The 15,247-nt window shown below is 35.8% G+C and carries 11 protein-coding genes and 1 pseudogene; 3 read left to right on the forward strand and 9 right to left on the reverse strand.

The window, feature by feature from the left end:
* The first annotated feature begins 3 nt into the window (after positions 1–3).
* Positions 4–1,650, forward strand: coding sequence for a response regulator transcription factor (locus tag RBU59_RS09065; RefSeq protein WP_308147557.1), 1,647 nt, complete (start codon positions 4–6; stop codon positions 1,648–1,650).
* A 29-nt stretch (positions 1,651–1,679) separates the two neighbouring features.
* Here RBU59_RS09065 and RBU59_RS09070 read toward each other — a convergent pair whose 3' ends face one another.
* The gene (locus RBU59_RS09070) at positions 1,680–2,312 is read right to left on the reverse strand and encodes a single-stranded DNA-binding protein (RefSeq protein WP_161837972.1); all 633 of its coding nucleotides are present in this window, start codon (positions 2,310–2,312) and stop codon (positions 1,680–1,682) included.
* A 445-nt stretch (positions 2,313–2,757) separates the two neighbouring features.
* On the opposite strand from RBU59_RS09070, the gene typA reads away from it, so the two are divergent.
* Positions 2,758–4,596, forward strand: coding sequence for a translational GTPase TypA (typA, locus tag RBU59_RS09075; RefSeq protein WP_308147558.1), 1,839 nt, complete (start codon positions 2,758–2,760; stop codon positions 4,594–4,596).
* 69 nt (positions 4,597–4,665) lie between these two features.
* The gene (locus RBU59_RS09080) at positions 4,666–5,610 is read left to right on the forward strand and encodes a DUF2156 domain-containing protein (protein WP_308147559.1); all 945 of its coding nucleotides are present in this window, start codon (positions 4,666–4,668) and stop codon (positions 5,608–5,610) included.
* A gap of 183 nt (positions 5,611–5,793) precedes the next feature.
* Here RBU59_RS09080 and RBU59_RS09085 read toward each other — a convergent pair whose 3' ends face one another.
* From RBU59_RS09085 to RBU59_RS28635, 8 genes and pseudogenes are all read right to left on the reverse strand, one after another.
* Positions 5,794–6,582 carry a type II toxin-antitoxin system antitoxin SocA domain-containing protein gene (locus RBU59_RS09085; RefSeq protein ID WP_308147560.1) on the reverse strand — a complete coding sequence of 263 codons (789 nt, stop codon included), beginning with the start codon at positions 6,580–6,582 and terminating at the stop codon, positions 5,794–5,796.
* A 173-nt stretch (positions 6,583–6,755) separates the two neighbouring features.
* A complete protein-coding gene (gene ytvI / locus RBU59_RS09090) occupies positions 6,756–7,877 on the reverse strand; it encodes a sporulation integral membrane protein YtvI (protein ID WP_308147561.1) in 1,122 nt (373 codons plus the stop codon).
* A 238-nt stretch (positions 7,878–8,115) separates the two neighbouring features.
* Positions 8,116–9,726: a sensor domain-containing diguanylate cyclase gene (locus tag RBU59_RS09095; protein WP_308147562.1), complete on the reverse strand. Its 1,611-nt coding sequence runs from the start codon at positions 9,724–9,726 to the stop codon at positions 8,116–8,118.
* 402 nt (positions 9,727–10,128) lie between these two features.
* The gene (locus RBU59_RS09100; RefSeq protein WP_308147563.1) at positions 10,129–12,453 is read right to left on the reverse strand and encodes an ABC transporter permease; all 2,325 of its coding nucleotides are present in this window, start codon (positions 12,451–12,453) and stop codon (positions 10,129–10,131) included.
* A complete protein-coding gene (locus RBU59_RS09105; RefSeq protein ID WP_308147564.1) occupies positions 12,450–13,133 on the reverse strand; it encodes an ABC transporter ATP-binding protein in 684 nt (227 codons plus the stop codon). The genes RBU59_RS09100 and RBU59_RS09105 overlap by 4 nt, the downstream gene beginning before the upstream one ends.
* Positions 13,134–13,236: 103 nt before the next feature.
* Positions 13,237–14,268, reverse strand: a complete 1,032-nt coding sequence (locus RBU59_RS09110; RefSeq protein ID WP_308147565.1) for a sensor histidine kinase — start codon at positions 14,266–14,268, stop codon at positions 13,237–13,239.
* Positions 14,269–14,277: 9 nt separating this feature from the next.
* Positions 14,278–14,964, reverse strand: coding sequence for a response regulator transcription factor (locus RBU59_RS09115; RefSeq protein ID WP_308147566.1), 687 nt, complete (start codon positions 14,962–14,964; stop codon positions 14,278–14,280).
* Positions 14,957–15,122 (reverse strand): annotated as a pseudogene (locus RBU59_RS28635) (DNA-binding protein). Before RBU59_RS28635 ends, RBU59_RS09115 begins: the two are co-directional and overlap by 8 nt.
* Between the last annotated feature and the right edge of the window lie 125 nt (positions 15,123–15,247).

The following is a 15,247-nucleotide window of genomic DNA, read 5'->3' on the forward strand; positions in this document are numbered from 1 at the left end:
TTGATGAATATCTTACTTGTTGATGATGATCGATTTGTATTGTCCGCTTTAAATCAGAACATGAACTGGGAAGCTTTAGGGTTGAAAGAGGTGTTTATGGTTTCTAACATCAGCCAAGCAAAAGAAATAATCAAAGAAAAACCAGTACATATATTAATAACCGATATTGATATGCCCCAGGGAACCGGTATTGATCTTCTTTCCTGGATTCGTGAAAATAATTATGATATACAGACTATTTTTTTGACAAACTATGCAGATTTTTCATTTGCCCAAAAAGCCGTGGAACTTCAAAGCCTGGAATATTACTTAAAACCTATTCAATTTGATAAACTGAATCTAATTATTAAAAAAGCGGTAAAAAAAGCAGAATCTGCACGGCAGACAAAAAAAGCATTATCTATTTCTAACATGTGGGAGGATATTAAAACAAATATTTCAGAACATTTCTGGATGGCTTATATAAAGCAGGAAAATACTTATACGGAAGAAGAACTAAAACACCAATTAAATAAAAACCACCTTTCCTATAAAAAAACCGATGAATTCGTGACTGTTTTATTTGACCTTTATTCCATTACCTTATCCCATAATAATATTAAATGCTGTTATCAAGATGAGAAGAAACTGAATACCGGTTTTTATAACACTTTCCATGAGGTATTTGCAGGAGTATTGTCCCCTTATGACATTTTGTTGGAGTTAAATCCAGTTAGCGGTAATTTTATTGCTATTCTAAGATGTGATAAATCCATGGAAGATAAATTACTGACTGTTCTGTCTGATTATTGTGAAAAACTGATTGCCCTAGTTAATAAAAAGTTTAGTTCCTCCTTAAGCTGCTATATTGGTCTGCCCGCAACTTTTGATACTTTTCACTATAGGTTGCAGCAACTGCGCTCCATGAATGAAAATATTATAGACTGCAGAAACAGAGTCTTTTTATTAAGCAGCTATGTACCTGTTACTGCTGATTATATGGTACCTAACCTAAAACTGCTGGACGAATACCTGAGGCTTGAAAAGCATTCCTTATTTACCGAATACTGTGAGGATTACCTCTTCACCTTATCCCAGTCCAAAAAACTGAACTATACGGTTATTGCAAGCTTTCAGATTGATATTATTCAGTTAATTTATTATTTTCTAAAAGAGAAAGGGATATTGGCACATAAATTAATACAAGGCAGAACTAATGACATTTTACTGGAGCTATCCGTAAAGTCCGTTGAAAACATGATCATGTACATTTCTTACCTTGTCTGTACCTCCCTGGACTATGCCAAGTTTTCTGCCTCCCAGAAATCTGTTGCATCAATTATCTGCGACTATATAGATATACATTTTACCGAGGATATCAGCAGAAACAGTTTGGCAGAAATCGTATATTTAGATCCTGATTATACAGCTCGTTTATTTAAAAAAGAGACCGGAAGCTCTCTGGTAAATTATATTATCAAAAAACGGATCGCAACGGCAAAGGATCTGCTTGTCAATACAGATTTATCCGTTAATTTAATATCGGATAAAGTTGGTTATGGAAATTATTCTTATTTTACAAAGCTGTTTAAGAAAGAGACAGGTGTAACACCGGTAGATTACCGAAGAATTAATAAGGAGACTATAAACTCCCGAATTACAAAAAACTAACCGGGCAAAGTGTCCGGTTAGTCAATTTATCAATATTCTTCTAAATATTCCAGTTTGCTGACTGAAACTTCATATGCTACACGTCTTTCATAGTCGGTTTCTCCGACTTTTTTCTGATATTCTCTGCTTTGGATTCTACCCCAAACCTGTATGTGTCCACCCACAGTAAAATTCTCAGCGAATCTGGCATTTCTACCCCAGCAAATACATGGTATGTAATCAGATTTACCATAGGGACGATTTACCGCCAATAAAATATCTGCAATCTCTCTGCCTAAAGGAGTCTTTCGATATATCGGTTGCTTACAAACATAACCATCTAAAAAGATATAATTTGGTCTTACTCCATCCATATCTTCTTCACAAACTTTAATTTCTCTGGCAAATACGGACAGAACTAAACGGTTTTTATTGTCCTCATGCCGGTTGTAAGAGCGGAACTGCCCATTTACCTCCACATATTTTCCTTTTAAATCTGCTTTTACATCGATTAGTCTCTCAGACACCATGATAGGAATAATATCATAGGAATTACTTAACCGGCTTACCGATACATCTAAGATGTAAAAGCCTTCCCCGAATACATCGTGACTGAAAACAAAATCAGTCATTACCTCGCCTGCAATACTTACTTGATTGTTATCAAATACTTTATCTGTCATATCGTATGACTCCCTTCTCTTTAATCCTGCTCTGTACAAATATATTGGTCACCCAATTTCATTGTCCTGAAATTCAAGATAAATATTTTCTCCACTATTATATGTATGCTTGTTTTTATCATTTTAGAATCAAAATTTCAAAAAATTTCCTAATTTATTTTAAATATGGTTTATTCCTGACAGCAAAACGCTGAAAAATTGGGACAGTAAATGAAAAGCCTTGTAAATTTTCTGTTATATGATACAATATTCAAGTTAGAATGTTCCGAACTTTACTCATTTTAAAAGTTAACCATGATAATACGTTATAATCTATTACTTAACTGTATTTAATATGACAGTTCCGTTAATTCCGGTAATGGAATTATTTTATAAGTGAGTAAATTTTAAGCATAATTATATATTGCAGGGTGCCAAAAGACACCAAAAAGGAAGGAAGTACTATATGAAAATCAAAAGAGAAGATATTCGTAACATCGCTATTATTGCCCATGTTGACCATGGCAAAACAACCTTGGTAGATGAGCTTTTAAAGCAAAGCGGTGTATTCCGTTCCAACCAGACCGTACAGGAAAGGGTTATGGACTCCAATGATATTGAGAGGGAACGTGGAATTACGATACTTTCTAAAAATACAGCTATTTATTATGAGGGAGTTAAAATCAATATCATTGATACACCTGGTCATGCTGATTTCGGCGGTGAAGTGGAACGTGTCTTAAAAATGGTTAACGGTGTTGTCTTAGTTGTGGATGCTTTTGAAGGCGCTATGCCGCAAACTAAATTCGTTCTTAAAAAAGCCCTGGAACTGAACTTGCCGGTTATTGTCTGCATTAATAAGATTGACAGACCGGAAGCAAGACCTACAGAAGTAATTGATGAAGTTTTAGAATTATTTATAGAATTAGATGCTTCCGATGAACAGCTTGATTGTCCTTTTGTTTATGCATCTGCTAAATCTGGTATTGCTATTTTAGAATTAGATGATACACCTGAAAATATGAAACCCTTATTTGAAACTATTATTGATTATATACCTGCCCCGGAGGGCGACCCTGATGCCAGCACACAGGTACTGATCAGCACCATAGACTATAATGAATATGTTGGACGTATCGGAGTAGGTAAAGTAGACAACGGTACCATTAAAATGAATCAGGAAGCCGTTATGGTCAATGCCCATGACCCAAATAAAAATGTAAAAGTTAAAATCAGCAAATTATATGAATTTGAAGGTTTAAAAAAGATTGAAGTCACAGAAGCAACCGTAGGTTCCATTGTTGCCATATCAGGTATCGCAGAAATTCATATTGGTGATACCATATGTTCACCGGATAATCCGGTACCGATTCCGTTCCAGAAGATTTCCGAGCCAACGATTGCTATGCATTTTATGGTAAATGACAGTCCTCTTGCCGGACAGGAGGGTAAATATGTAACTTCCCGCCATTTAAGAGACCGCCTCTTCCGTGAATTAAATACGGACGTAAGTCTAAGGGTTGAGGAAACGGATGCTACGGAAAGTTATAAAGTATCCGGCCGCGGTGAATTACATCTTTCTGTTTTAATTGAGAATATGCGCAGAGAAGGTTATGAATTTGCAGTAAGTAAAGCAGAAGTTTTATATAGATATGATGAAAAAGGCAAACAGCTCGAACCTATGGAAAGAGCAATCATCGACGTGCCGGAAGAATTCTCCGGTACTGTAATTGATAAATTAAGTCAGAGAAAAGGAGAACTGCAGGGTATGTCAACTGCAAACGGCGGTTACTCCCGACTTGAATTCTCCATTCCCTCCAGAGGTCTCATCGGTTACCGCGGTGAATTTATGACTGATACAAAAGGTAATGGTATGATTAACACATTATTTGACGATTATGGACCTTATAAAGGAGATATCCAATATAGAAAACAAGGTTCTTTAATTGCCTATGAATCAGGTGAAGCTATCACCTATGGTCTGTTTAACGCTCAGGAAAGAGGTACCTTATTTATTAATCCCGGTGAAAAAGTTTATTCCGGTATGGTTGTCGGCCAGAATGGTAAAGCCGAGGATATTGAAGTTAATGTATGTAAGAGAAAACAGCTTACCAATACCCGCTCCTCCAGCGCTGATGAAGCCTTGAAATTAACTCCGCCGCGAGTTTTAAGTCTGGAACAGGCTCTGGAATTTATTGATACCGACGAATTATTAGAAGTTACTCCCAAAAGTTTAAGAATCCGTAAAAAAATATTAGATCCGACTATGCGTATGAGAGCTAAGAGAAACAGTCAGAACAAATAAAAATTAAATGAAAGGCGGCCTGGCTGCCAATGGCAACCAGCTGCTTTTTTATAATCTGGAGTGATATCTATGGGGATAGAATTTAAAAAATTAACTATAATGGACAGCATGTATTTAGAGAAATACAATAACTTACGTCCAATCTATATATCGGAACGTCAATCAATTAATGCAATTATATGGGAAGAATATTATGATACTTTTTATTACCGTAATGATACTTATATGGTGTGTCTAATTAAATCAAGGAATCGCAACTGTCCAATGATGCCCATGTGTAAAACGGAAGATATAAAAGATGTATTTATGGAAATTAAAAACCACTGGAATCAAACGCTGCATGAACCTTTAAATATGTATCTGGTAGACGAGGTTTTTCTGGAAGTTCTTAAAACAATTCCTGGTTTTATGGACGACTTTGATATTGTTGATGACAGGGACTCTTATGATTATATGTATGACGCCGAAAAGTTAAGAACCTTAAGCGGAAAGGCATATCACAAGAAAAAAAACCATTTGAATTCTTTTCTAAAGAACTATTCAGGACGATATGAATATAAATCTCTTTCCTGCTCCGATATTGACGAAATAGAGGCTTTTCATGATACATGGCTGGATAACCGTGACTATGAAGATAAACACGGCAGTATGCGCATGGAGGAAAACGGTATACACAGACTTTTTAGAAACTGCGGATTAATTGATTGTGAATTAGGCGGTGTTTATATAGATAATAAATTGGAAGCCTATTCGATTGGAAGTTATGCTCCTGATATACAATGTGCGTTTATTCACATTGAAAAAGCAAATATAAACATACCCGGATTATATAACTTTATCAATCAGCAATTTTTAATTAATGCTTTCCCCGAAGCTAAAATTGTGAACAGAGAAGATGATTTAGGCCAAGAGGGCCTTAGAAAAGCAAAACTCTCTTATCAGCCAATTAAATTAGAGCCCAAATATCACATCTATCAAAAAATAACCGGTTTTAAAACTTCGATACCTGAATAAAAGAAACTCATTCGTCCAGATAAACTTATGACACCGTTTTACTTGTTTAAAATAAACAATTTCTTATATATTTCACCCCAGATTATTCGGACCAAAATATATAAGAAATTGCTTAAGTAATTCTTATTTCAATTATTCTAATGATTCGCTGATTTCTAAAACAACTAAGACTTTCTATAAGCTTCAGATACCTTTTAACTGCATAAACCTTCTGTCAGGATACTTATTGATATCGTCCATATTATGTATATCATATTGAACTAAAATATCTTTAAAATAATTCTTTATCGTTTCTTTTGAAATAATCTTTCTGCCTTCTTTATCCCGGGATATCCGGAAATTAGATCGTTCTGACGTCGTGATTGATTTCAGTGCTTTAGGGCCGTACCAACAGAATGTGTCAAGAATTTTATTAATAAGTTTCATTTCTTCTTCTGCCAGTCTGCTTTCGGGAATTTCGAAGACATTAACACCATGTTTTTTCATCGTCGAATAAAGCTGGTAATAAGGAGCATTTTCCTGATTCACATTATAATCATCTTCAAAGATTTCTTTATCAAATAATGCCAGGGAAAAACCTTGGGAATAATATAAAAGCCATTGAAGATAACTTGGAGACATATCTCCCTGACTGAAATAAATCATATACTGTGCAATCAGATTAATCTTTTTCTCTGTCAATTTTTCCAGCACAGCCTGCAAACTTTTTCGATAAGCTACCTTGGTTAAATTATCTTTGTTCTCCAGTAATAATTCATAATAATAAGCCGGCTCTTCCGCTATGGTTTTTAATTTGTTGGAGTATTCCGCAGTCGGTATATCACCCTCTATATATCTTATGATGGTGGTTTCTCCCCAACCCAATAGTTTTGCAAGAGGTTTTTTGCCTATACGAAAATCACTTAATATTGCTCGTATTTCATTGGCAGTGACAATTGAATTAGCATTATTCTGCAGATTATTTTCTTTCATAGTTTTATCCCTTTCAGTATAATGTCTTCCCCAAATTCCCTTATTCCTTCGCATTCAATATCTAAATAATATATAATATTTATAGTTTGGTCAACAATAATTACGAAAAAACCAGGGTTATTTAAAGTAACTTATTTACCTAATTAAAATTAGTAATGATTCATACTAAAGTCCTAGAATTTACGAAATTCATTTAAATCATGAATTATAATTTTAAATCCTTTTATCACTCTGTCAAACATACCGATTTGGTAAAACTTAACTAAAATCATTCCAATTGGTATACCAATAATCATTCCAAGTACATTCATAAAACGATAACCGACAAACATAAATACCAAAGTTGCAAACGGATTGATTCCGATACTGTCTCCTACCATTTTAGGCTGCAGTACCTGCTTAACAATTTGACAGATAAGGTAAATCGCAATCAGCAGTACTGCTTTTAGATAATTGCCAAGTAAAAAATCTGCCAATGCCCACGGCCAGATTACCGCACCCGTTCCAAAGAAAGGGAGGAAATCCAGAAATGCAATACCAATTGCCAACAGGAGAGAATAATCTACTTTCAATAATTCCAAACCAATGAATAGTATTATGATCAGTATCAGCATAATTTTAAACTGAGCTTTGAAATAACCACCAACTGCCGTTTTAAAATTATCAATTATCAAAGTATAGCTCTTCACCACTGGGCCAGGCATAATCTTTCTAATACTTCTTGATAGATTATCCCGTTCTGCTATAAAGAAATATGCCGATAAAATAGTTATAATTGTCATAAGCAGCATTTTAACAATATTTTTTGCATATGCTCCGGCTTCACTAATAGTGGGCATATTTTCGTCCGCCATTAACTTTGATCCATATTCAGAAATATCTATATTCATCCTGTCCACCATATTTTTTAAGCCGGCAGGAAGTAAGGAATATACCCCTTGTAATTTAACTGATAATACATTTAACTGATTCTCTATACTTTTATAAATATCAGGCAAGTCACGCATTAACCCAATTGACTCCTTGATAACTAAGGATACTAAAGCATATAAAGCTCCAATAACTGCTGCAATGACAACTATGATTATAATTGCTGAACTATGCTTTCTTAAGATCTTCACTCTTTTCTCCAAAAACTTAACAAGCGGGTTCGCTATCATGGATATAATCCAACCAATTACAAATGGCATAAAAAATGCTAAAATTTTAGGGAATATGAATATGACAAAAAGCAGTCCTAAAACAAAAATTATTAGGTTTACAGTTATTTTAAGATATATTATCCCATTTTTCATCTATTCATCTCCATATAAGAATGTAATAATTTTACTGCTAAATTAATTATAATACTATACCAATTTTAATGTAAATATCTTTTTCTAAATTTAATTACTGTAAATCTCATTACTGGTTACTGTTCACAGGTAACAACAGAATGTATTTTTTGTGAGTGTATTGACACAGAATACCGGAGAATTGCAGTGACAAAATGCTTCCGCCCCATTTTGTGTGCATCGCGAAGTCTGTTATTGTTCACGGAACTGTAACTATATCTCTGCTGCCAACTACCTTGTTTCTCCCCTGTTCTTTTCCTTCATATAATGCTTTATCCGCACTCGAAATACACTGGTCAAAATTATTCGCTTTCTCGTATTCCGCCACACCAATGGTAATAGTAAAGGTTATTGTTTGAAAATTTTCTAATTTAGTAACAGAAGTTTCTATATCTTTTCTGATATTTTCTGCTATTCTAAGTGCTTCTTCATACGTCTTATTAAATAATAAGATTAGAAATTCCTCACCACCCCAACGGCAGACAATATCTTTTTTCGTTACATTTCTTTTCATAATATCAGCCGCATTAATTAGAAGCTTATCACCTGCCGTATGTCCATAAGTATCATTATATTGTTTAAAAAAATCGATATCTGCAATTAAAACGGAAATAGGTGATTTATTCTCTTCCGCCTCATTCATATATTCGATTAATTTTTCCTCATAACCCCTTCGATTGTAAGTGGTTGTTAGAAAATCCATTTTAGCAGCGCTCTCTAACAATTTCTGATAAGACTTTAATTCCACTATAGACTCCCTTAATAATCTGGCTGTTTTTTTCCTTTTCTCTGCTTCATTCATGGTCAATAATAAGAAAAGGCAGATTAACATAATAGGCAGTGTTGTAAGAACTGATTCTAATAATATAGTCCAGGCAGGTACACGTATAAACAATTTCCAGGGTGCATTGGCTAAACGAATGGAATAAACATAATAATCATTAATTCGTTTTACCTTATTTACTTCCATATGTTTCATAGTATTAGCGGTAAAATCTGAAATATCCATAAATTTTTCCATGGAAATCATCTCTTTACCCAATTCTTTTTTATGCCCGGAAGCTATTACAAAACCATTTTCATCAATCAGGCAGCTTTCAAATTTTGAATCTATCATTTCTTTGAAACGAAAATTTGAGAAATCAATTGTTACGACACCCATAAATTGTTTTCTATAATAAATAGGTATTGAATATGTAACGATCAGTTCTGTTTTATCACGGTTTAAGTACACCGGCGTCCAGACAGACTTTTGACTATCGTTTTCCTTTGGTGCTGCCTTTGTATAAAATATCTGCTTCTTTAAATCCTCTGTATATCGGAAATCTCTTGAATATATAAAAGGGTATCGGTTAATAAAATTATTCTCACTGATATAACTCATCCATTTTATATCCGGAAGTTTATGGTATAGTTTATTAAAAACTTTATTAAAATGTACCGCTAAATTTAATTCATCCCTTACAGATTTATCAATTGGTATCTTTCCGGCACCGGTTAAATTTCCCTCTGTTTTTTCCATTTTTGTACCACCGATGGCATCTGCATGGAAATAATTTTCCTTTGAATTAAATTTAATAAAATTAAGAAATCCGGAATTACCTGATTCTGTACTCTGATAAATACCATTACCAAAAATAGATATAATGTCCGCATAACCACTGATTAAATCTATATGCCGATTCAAAATAGCTTCCTTTGATATTGCATTATTTTTAAAATCCTTTATTAAAGAATCATACTTATTTTGATAAGTTATTAAGTTACTGATAAAAATCAAGAAAATTATAATAGGTTTTTTCAGTTTCATCAAATTCTCCTTCTAAGTAAGAATCACGTTGGATTAACATGCAGTCTCCCTTTGCTCTATTTGTTCCAGCTATAACTTGATGCTTTTTATTTCGCTGACAACTACTTCTCCCTCAGAATATTTGATTAAAACCCGCCTTTCTAATTAAATCAATTATTATTAGCTCGATATTAATTTTATACGCAAAATAAATATTATGATATAAGAATGATTCAATGATAACGCCAAAATACTACATAAAATAACAAAAAACGATTTTTATATATCTATTTTAACTAAAAATGTATATTTTTTCAATGTTTTTTTTATTCAAAAAGAGTCTTCCTAAAACTTACCATTATTACCTAATAATTAATCAGGTTTATAATTTAAGTTTGGGAAGACTCTTTTTGATTTAGTCTTTTATTGTGCGTTGACAATATCTGTAACGCTCATTTTATTAAGTGTTTTTACTGGACGTATGACGGACAAAACCGTTGATAATATAGTAATGCCGATTATAATTGCAAGCGTTCCAAAGGGTACTTGCCAATTAAGCCCCCATTTTGACGTTATCAGCATTTGAAATATCAGCCTGTGAATAGGCAGACTTATAATAAGCCCGGCCAGACAACCGCATATCGCATAGGTTGCCGCTTCAACAATCACCATATGGTGGAGTTGCCCTCCAGTCATTCCGATTGCTTTCATTACACCATATCTGTTTTTCCTGTTAGAAACGCTGTTGCTCATGCTGTTAATTATATTGAATACAGTAATAGACGCGATTATTACAAGAAAGCCATATATAAACAGTGCAAAGGAGTAGTATGCTGCTTTGGCTCCTGTATTGACCTCCCGCCGGTCTGAAAAAATCTGTTCAGATGAAGTAAGCCTGCGTAGTTGCGTAACTGTATCCTCACTTGCATTTCTTGCAAGCTGCGTATCTATTACCGAATATCCTTGTTCTTCGGTTAAACCTTGAAATGTCTGCTCGGAACAAATAACGGTCTGTATATCTGCTTCATTGACAAATGGACTGTTTGAAAGTACCCCGGCAACATAGACGGTGTTTTTGCCATGTGCTGTTTTTATTGTAAAAGTGTCGCCAACATGCAAATTAGAGTTATCCGAATAAACAACTAAAACAGTATTGTTTTTATTTATTACGGTATCGATGTTGCCGGAAACCAATTCCTGTTTTGCCCACTTAAACTGATTTTCTTCATAAGAAATTAAGCTGATTTTAGCATCACCATAAACGCTTGTTATAGATACATCTTCAAACATACGGCCAAAGGCGCGTTTTACACCGCTTATATTTTGCGCCTGCTTTAAAATCTTTTTATCCAATGAATTAGAATTGTCACTGCTTGCAATAGAAATGTCCGGCGTGTATGGTTTTAACGCTCGTATTCCCTGCCCCATAAAATCAACCATAACACTAAAGGAAAGAAAGAGTATTATGCTGATGGCGAATGAACCTGTCATTAAAATAATATTCTTTTTATCAGAGAACGCATGGGAAATCCCAAGTGATGTTTCCGGCTTAATTCGTTTTATATTCCATGCTGCTTTCGTTGTAAACATAGTGTTTTGCGCCGCATTGCCGGACACGGCGTTTTGCGGGGATACCTTTGCCGCTTTGTTGGCAGGAGAAAGTGCGGCCAGCGTCACAGTTAAAAATCCAACCAGTGTTCCACTTACAAGGCTTATCAGGCTTAGGTCAAATATTGGCATGTCACTGAAATATGCTGAATTGATGTATCTTAAAAATGCCGATGAAGCTATTGTTATAACCGTCCCAACAATAAGGCCGATCGGTATTCCAAACAGGCAAAGCCGGATACTTTCAAGCAGTACATATTTTTTGACCTGTGAAGTTGATGCACCAAGACAGCGCAGTAGTCCGAAAAATTGAACCCGCTCCCGGACAGACATGTTAATGCTGCTTGCAATCATCAATGTTCCGGCCGCAAGTACAAGTATAAACAAGATAACCGCTATGATATAGGTACTTACTATAAAACTATCGCGGCTTTGTCCAGTCAATCCGAGAAGCGCCGGATTTTCTGATACCTGTTCATCTGACAAATTGAAATCCTCTTTTATTGTATCGATGGCATTTCTCATATTAGCGCCGCTCTTAAACTGAACATAGTAAGTGTATCCGCTTGTGCCGCTGCTAATTTTCCGTATGCCATCATAGGATAAAAACAGACCATGGGTATCATCCTTTAGCTGTAACGGGGTATTGTTGTAAGTTCCGGTAATAACAAAGTCATGTGTGCTGCCGTCCGATAACACTACTTTTACGGTGTCATATAATGAAATACCAAGCTCCTTTACAAAATGTTCGTCCAGCAAAGCTTCATTTGCCAATCGAGGGAATCGTCCATTATTAACGGTAAGACCCATATTGCCGGATATTGCTTCATCACCGCCCATTATTGCAATAGCTTCTGTTCCAAGGATTCCTTCTTGTGTACTCGAAAGCCAACCGGCAACCTCTATTTCAGTGTGATTTTGAATGAGCGATGAGGTTTCATCATCTATATTTTTGAAAGCAACATGCCAATAACCATTTGCCTTGATTTGACCAATAGTTTGAGCCTGTATCATTGCTTCGGCCAAACCGAAAATAGCTGTAACAAGGCAAACGGCGATTGCAATACAGATGATAGTTATTCGTGTCTTTTTCTTATGGATTATTCCGTATTCCTTAATTAAACCAAGATAACTATTCATTCGGCGTATCCCCCCAAATCGGTTAAAACGCCGTCCGATACTTGTAGTACCCGGTCAGCTGCAGACGCGATGCTCCGATTGTGCGTAATCATAATGATTGTCTGCTGGTAGCGTTTTGACGCGGTTTTCAAAAGTGAAATTACTTCATTGCTGTTCTGGCTGTCCAAATTTCCGGTTGGCTCGTCGGCCAGTATCAGCATGGGGCGGGTAATCAGGGCACGGCCAATCGCCACTCGCTGTTGTTGCCCGCCGGATAGCTGCCGGGGCAGATGGCCGCGCCTGTCCTGCAAGGAAAGAACCGTCAATAATTCCTCTACATACGCTTTATCAGGTTTTTTATAGTCCAGCAACACGGGAAAAGTTATATTCTGCTCAACATTCAGTTCAGGAATAAGATTATATGCCTGAAAAATAAAACCAATATTTCTGCGGCGAAATATAGTTAGTTTTTCATCTTTCATACTGAATATATCTTTGCCGTCAATTAACACCTTACCGGAAGTTGGGGTATCCAGTGCCCCAATCATATTAAGCAGTGTGCTTTTTCCGGAACCGGATTCCCCTACAACGGCGATAAATTCTCCTTTAGGAACAGAAAAATTCACATTTTTCAATGCGTTTACCGCAGCTTCACCTGTACCATAGGTTTTACTAATTGCATTTACTTCTAATAAATCCATATCTTATCAGACCTTTCTAAGTGGCCATTTTATCACGTGTTTCTAACCACCTGATGACAAGGTAACATTGGCACCTTACTCCCACATGAATTTCCGCTTACATTTAAGTAAGGTTCAAAAAATTTATAACAAATGTACTTCCTTTTCCCAACACACTATCTACCGTGATATTACCGTCATGTGCTTCTACGATTGTTTTTGCAAGGGACAGTCCAAGACCGATACCTTGAGTATCTTTTGAAAAGCGGCTGCGGTAAAACCGTTTAAAAATATGGTGGATATCTTCCGGGTGTATACCGCTGCCATTGTCCTTTATGGTTATCTGTGTAACAGCCGGGAGTTTTTTCCACTGGGCTGTAATCTGACTTCCTGCGTTTGTATGGTCGAGTGCATTTTTTACAATGTTACTAATAGCTTCTGTTATCCAATCCCTGTCACAAAAAAGCTGGGTGTCATCTGGTCCTAACAAGATAATGACTTTCTGTTCCTTATTGGCACGAAATTCAAAATGCTGATAAATATCATTTATCATATTTGCTATGTTTACAGGTGCCTTTTTTATAATAATAGCCCCTGCGTCTAACTTCGTAATTTTCAAGAGGTTTTGAACGAGTATTTCAATCCGTTCAATCTCTTTCTCTGACTTTACGGCAAATTCATTTACATCGGCAATATCTACTGTTTCGTCCTGTAAAAGTCCGTTGTAAATCGAAAGAGCGGCAAGGGGTGTTTTTAGCTGATGAGAAATATCGGAAATAGTACTTTTCAAAAACTCTTTTACATTCTGCTCTTTTACCGCATGGGCATTAAGTGCCGTGGCCAGTGTGTTTACTGCATGAAAAAGTTTATACAAGCTGCCTTCCTTGTCGCAATTAATTCGGACATCTGTATTTCCTGAAAGGTATAAATTGATTTGAGATACCGCTTCTTCCATAATCTGATTTTGTTTGCGAAAATAAAGAAAGCAAACTCCTAAAATGCACAATGCAGCGAGCAAAGACAGTAATAGCATGACAAGGTTCAATGTGCCGTAAAACAGCCATGCAGACAATTGAAGTAAAAAAATAAAACCAAACAATATACACGATACTGCAACAAAAAAATTTTTAATATCTTTATTGGTAAAAATCTTCACCTGCCCACCTCAATTCAAACCATTCCATTTGTACCCCATGCCCCTGACGGTCAACAGCAATTGTGGGTCACCCGGATTGTTTTCTATCTTCATTCTTAACCTGCGAATATATACAGCTAATGTATTATCGTCCACATAGTTGCCCTCACCGTCCCATAGCTTATCCAGAATTTTTTCTTTGGATAGTATGATGTTGGGATTTTGCATGAGCAGACAAAGCAATCGGTACTCGGCTGTTGTCAAATCCAATAGCTGCCCATCTTTATATACTTGTCCTTGCAGCAATAAAACTTTTATCCCATTGGATATTATTTCCGTATCTGCCGTTCCAAAGTTCTTTATTCTCCGAAGCAAAGCGTTAATTCTTGATAGAAGAACCCCTAATTTAAACGGCTTAGTAATATAATCGTCACCGCCAATATCAAGCCCTGTGACAATATTCATTTCTTCATCTGACGCAGTTAAAAAGATAATCGGCACTTTGGATACCTGACGTACTTTTTGACAAACCTCAAAACCGGAACCGTCCGGCAAAGATACGTCCAGAATCAATAAATCGTATTTACCATCTGTCCAAATGGCATTGGCTTCTCTTACGGTTCGGGCAATATCCAATTCAAACCCCTGCCTTTTTAGTAAACAGGAAAGCCCATCAATCAGGCTTAAGTCATCTTCAAGAAGTAATATTCTATTCATTCGTTTTCTCCTTTCTCCGCCTATCCACGGGTTTGGTGGCGTCTTTGGGAATCATCCATACCCTGCTAAACCGAACCCTTGACTCTATTTTCTTCACAAAGCTTCTGAACCCGTCGCTCTGTGCTACTCCATTTTTCAGAGGCTTTCCGAACAGTCATATTCCATGTGATCATATCCTTTCAAGGTATATATGTACAGTGTATTCGTTTAACCGAATTAAATCAAGACATTAATCTTAACTTTATCAGTCCGTCCAACCCCTTCACTTTTTCCTTATTAGATG

This window comes from Anaerocolumna sp. MB42-C2 (assembly GCF_030913705.1).
Classification (GTDB): domain Bacteria; phylum Bacillota; class Clostridia; order Lachnospirales; family Lachnospiraceae; genus Anaerocolumna.